Source organism: Streptomyces sp. CO7 (assembly GCF_053474865.1).
The window spans coordinates 1,086,951-1,091,039 of the sequence record NZ_JBRIOU010000002.1 but is presented as its reverse complement, the minus strand read 5'-3'; the positions used below and the strand labels follow the sequence as shown (position 1 = coordinate 1,091,039).

Here is a 4,089-nt window from a genome sequence, read left to right as displayed (position 1 = left end):
ACGGACCACGGACGGGTGCTCCTCACCCGCCGCGAGTGCCTGGACGCCGCGCAGCAGCTCCTCGCGCCCCTCCCCCAGGACCACGGCGCGTTCGGCGAAGCGCGTCCGGGTGGCGGCCAGCGCGAAGGCGGTGTCCTCGGGGCGCACCGTGGCGCCCGGACCGCCGACGTGCTCGGCCAGCCGCCCGGCCTGGGCACGCAGCGCCGCCTCGTCCCGTCCCGACACGAGCCAGGGCAACGGGCCCGCGGTGTGCGGCGCCGGGTGGTCGTCCCGGGCGTCCGGCGCGAGGCCGGCGGCTGCCGTGTCGCCCACCACCACGTGGCAGTTGGTGCCGCCCATGCCGAAGGAGCTCACGCCCGCGACCAGCGGCCGCCCGTCACCCGACCAGTCGCCGAGTGCGGTCTGCACGGCGAGACCCAGCTCGGCGAGCGGGATACGCGGGTTGGGGGTGCGGAAGTTGAGGCTCGCCGGCAGCCGGCGCCGGGAGACGGCCAGGGCCGTCTTGAGCAGGCCGACGAGACCGGCGGCGCCCTCCAGGTGGCCCACGTTCGTCTTGGCGGAGCCGACCCGCAGCGGGGAGCCGGCGGGCCGCCCGGCCCCGAGCGCGGCTCCGAGGGCGGCGGCCTCGACCGGGTCGCCCACCGGTGTGCCGGAGCCGTGGAGCTCGACGTATCCGACGGAGGCCGGGTCCGTGCCCGCCCGCCGGTGCGCCTCGCGGATCACGGCCTCCTGCGCCGCCTGGTCGGGCACCGTGAGGCCGCGGGAGGCGCCGTCGTTGTTGACCGCGCTGCCGAGGATCACGCAGTGGACGCGGTCGCCGTCCGCCCGCGCCCGGTCCAGCGGCTTGAGGACGACCGCGACACCGCCCTCGCCCCGCACGTAGCCGTTGGCGCGTTCGTCGAAGGTGAAGCACCGGCCGTCGGGCGACAGCGCGCCGAAGCGTGTGCTGTCCGCGCTGCTGTGCGGGGACAGCACGAGGTTGACGCCGCCGACGACCGCCAGGTCGGACTCCCCCGAGCGCAGGCTCTCGCACGCCAGGTGCACCGCGACCAGGGACGACGACTGGGCCGAGTCGACGGTCAGACTGGGCCCGGTCAGTCCGAGGACGTAGGAGAGCCGGTTGGCGAGGATGCCCCGGTGCAGGCCGGTGACCGAGTGACGGTCCGCCGCGCCCTCACCGCGCCGGTGGTGGAGGGCGGCGTAGTCGTCCCAGATCGCCGCCGCGAGCACGGCCGTACGGCTGCCGGTGAGCGACCCGGGGACGATGCCCGCCTCCTCCAGCGCCTCCCAGCCCAGTTCGAGCAGCAGACGCTGCTGCGGGTCCGTGGCCGCCGCCTCGCGCGGGGAGATGCCGAAGAAGGCGGCGTCGAAGCGGTCCACCTCGTCGAGGAAGGCGCCCCGCGCGGGAGCCGTCGGGGACCAGCGGTCCGCGGGGGCCTCCCCGACGGCGTCCTCACCCTTGCTGAGGAGCTCCCAGAAGGAGTCGGGGTCCGGGGCCTTGGGGAGGCGGCAGGCGAGTCCGACGACGGCGATCGGCGCGGGGCGGTCGTTGCGCATGGTGTGTCACGTACTCCCTCGGTGAGGACTACCTGGCACGACCGAGGCTCGCCACGCCGTCTAACGGCGGTCTTGCGCGCTTCTAAACCGCCGTCGCCGCGGACGGCCCGGCGTCGGACCGCCCCCCGGCGTCGGACCGCGGCGCGGCGTCGGGCCGCGGCGCGGCGTCGGACCGCGGCGCGGGGTACGGCCCCGGCGCGGGGTTCAGGCCGCGCCGCAAGGCGTCCAGGTGCTCCAGCGCGATCCGTCGCTGCTCGTGGGGCGTCGCGGGCCCGCCGAAGGCGTGGTGGGCGCCGGGGAAGTTGTGCACCTCGACCGGGACGCCGGCGCGGGCGAGGCGCAGCCCGTACTCCAGGCCCTCGTCGCGCAGCGGGTCCAGGCCCGCCGTGGAGAGGAACGCGGGCGGCAGGCCGGTCAGGTCCTCGGCGCGGGCCGGCGCCGCGTGTGCGGGGACCGGTCCGCTCCACGGGCCCAGGTACAGCGACCAGCTCTCCTCGGCGAGCCGGCGGTTCCAGATCGGGGTGTCCGTGAACGCCGTCATGGAGCCGGTGACCAGCCGGTCGTCGAGGACCGGTGTGCTCAGGTGCTGGAAGCACAGCGCCGGCCCGCCGCGCTCGCGGGCGAGCAGCGTGAGGGCGGCGGCCAGACAGCCGCCGGAACTGGCCCCCGCGACGGCGAGCCGCGCGGGGTCGGCGCCCAGTTCGCCCGGGTGCCCGGCGACCCACTCCAAGGCCGCCCAGCAGTCGTCGAGTCCCGCCGGGAAGGGGTGTTCGGGGGCGAGCCGGTAGGCGACGGCGACGACCACCGCCCGCGCCGCCAGCGCGGCCTGCGCCGCCCCTGTGTGGACGGAGTCCACGTTGCCCAGGCAGAAACCGCCGCCGTGGATCCACAGCACGCTCGGCAGCGCGGCGCCGGTGCCGTCGGGCCGGTACACCCGCAGCAGCACCTCGGGCGCGCCGGGCGGCCCGGGCACGGTGACCTCACGCACCGAGACGCCCGGCACGGCGGGCAGGGCACCGACGGGCAGCAGCGTTCCCCGGTGCTCCGCGACGGCCTCGGCGAGACTTCCGGTCACGGGCATCTCAGTCCTCCAGGGTGATCGCCTGGGAGGGACAGAGCGCCACGACGTCCCGGAAGCGCCGTTCCTCGGCGGCGTCCGCCACCCGGGCGTCGAGCACGAGCACCGTCCCCTCGTCCGACTGGTCGAAACGGTCGGGGGCGGACAGGACGCACTGTCCCGCGCCAAGACACCGTTGGGTGTCGGCCGTGATCCGCATGGTCGTCAGTTCCTCTCAGCAGTTCTCACCATGTGACGGGCAGTTCCCAGACGCCCTGGACGCCGCCCGGTTCCTTCGCCGCCAGCCGCTCCGCCGGGACGGCGAGCCGCAGTCCCGGCAGCCGGCGGAAGAGCGTGGACAGGGCGATCTCCATCTCCGCCCGCGCGAGGTTCTGCCCGATGCACTGGTGCACCCCGTGACCGAACGACACGTGGTGCCGGGCCCCGCGCGTCACGTCGAAGGACGCGGCGCCGGGGAAGGCGTCCTCGTCCCGGTTGGCCGTGGAGATGACCACGACCACGCCGTCGCCGGCGCGTACCCGGTGGCCGCCCAGGTCGGTGTCGGTGGTGGCGAACCGGGCGACGCCGTCGGCGATCGCCATGTACCGCAGAAGTTCCTCCACCGCCGAGGGCAGCAGGGTGGCGTCCGAGCGCAGCGCGGCCAACTGGTCCGGGTGCTCCAGCAGGGTCAGCACGCCGAGGGCGATCGCGCTGGCCGTGGTCTCGTGACCGGCGACGAGCAGCAGCAGGGCGATGTCGACCAGGTCGCGCCGGGTCAGCGCTCCGGTCGAGACCTGTTCCTCGACCAGTGTGTCGAGCAGGCCGTCGCCCGGCTCCTGCTGCTTGCGGCCGATCAGTCCGTCGAGGTAGCCGCTGAGCTGGGCGAAGGCGTCGGCGCTGTCCTCCAGCGAGGTCGTCCCGGTCACCACGCGCCGTGACTGCTGCTCGAAGAAGGCGTGGTCGGCGTAGGGGACGCCGAGCAGTTCGCAGATGACGATGGAGGGGACCGGCAGCGCGAACTCCGGCACCAGGTCGACGACCGGTCCCTTCGCCTCGATCGTGTCGATCAGCCCGTCGACGAGGCGCTGGATGCCGGGGCGCAGCGCCTGCACCTTCTTCACGGTGAACTGGGACAGCAGCATGCGCCGCTGCACCGTGTGCTCCGGCGGGTCCATGCCGATGAAGTTGCGCACCTTGCGCGCCGATTCGAAGCGCGGCGCGGTCGCGGGGTAGTGCGGATGGACGCGGTCGGAGGAGAAGGTCGCCGCGTCCAGCAGCACCTGGCGGGCCTCGGCGTGGCCGCTGACGGCCCACACGCGGCGCCCGTCGTACAGCCGGACGGGCGTGACGGGTCCGTCCGCGACGTACCGCTCGTATCCCCGCGGTGGTTCGAAGGGGCAGCCGCGGGCCTGCGGGTAGGCGGGGACCTCCCGGTCGTCGGCCGGGGCGGTGGTGAGGTCGGTCATTCTCGGGCC

4 protein-coding genes are annotated in these 4,089 nt (G+C 75.1%); all 4 read right to left on the bottom strand.

The window, feature by feature from the left end:
- Nucleotides 1-1,557, bottom strand: a 1,557-nt coding sequence (locus ACOV8S_RS06945) for a beta-ketoacyl synthase N-terminal-like domain-containing protein (RefSeq protein ID WP_448316733.1), incomplete at its 3' end; no start/stop codon positions are given.
- 82 nt (nt 1,558-1,639) lie between these two features.
- On the bottom strand, nt 1,640-2,638 hold the full coding sequence (locus ACOV8S_RS06940) for an alpha/beta hydrolase (protein WP_448316731.1): 999 nt from the start codon (nt 2,636-2,638) through the stop codon (nt 1,640-1,642).
- Between the two features lies 1 nt (nt 2,639).
- Nucleotides 2,640-2,834 (bottom strand): ferredoxin, encoded by a 195-nt coding sequence (locus ACOV8S_RS06935; RefSeq protein WP_448316729.1) that lies wholly within the window; start codon nt 2,832-2,834, stop codon nt 2,640-2,642.
- A 25-nt stretch (nt 2,835-2,859) separates the two neighbouring features.
- A complete protein-coding gene (locus tag ACOV8S_RS06930) occupies nt 2,860-4,080 on the bottom strand; it encodes a cytochrome P450 (RefSeq protein WP_448317381.1) in 1,221 nt (406 codons plus the stop codon).
- Nucleotides 4,081-4,089 lie beyond the last annotated feature (9 nt).

Coding starts and splice junctions, on each gene's coding strand:
- ACOV8S_RS06930 (WP_448317381.1), bottom strand. CDS start 4,080: ATGACCGACCTCACCACCGCCCCGGCCGACGACCGGGAGGTCCCCGCC.
- ACOV8S_RS06940 (WP_448316731.1), bottom strand. CDS start 2,638: ATGCCCGTGACCGGAAGTCTCGCCGAGGCCGTCGCGGAGCACCGGGGA.
- ACOV8S_RS06935 (WP_448316729.1), bottom strand. CDS start 2,834: ATGCGGATCACGGCCGACACCCAACGGTGTCTTGGCGCGGGACAGTGC.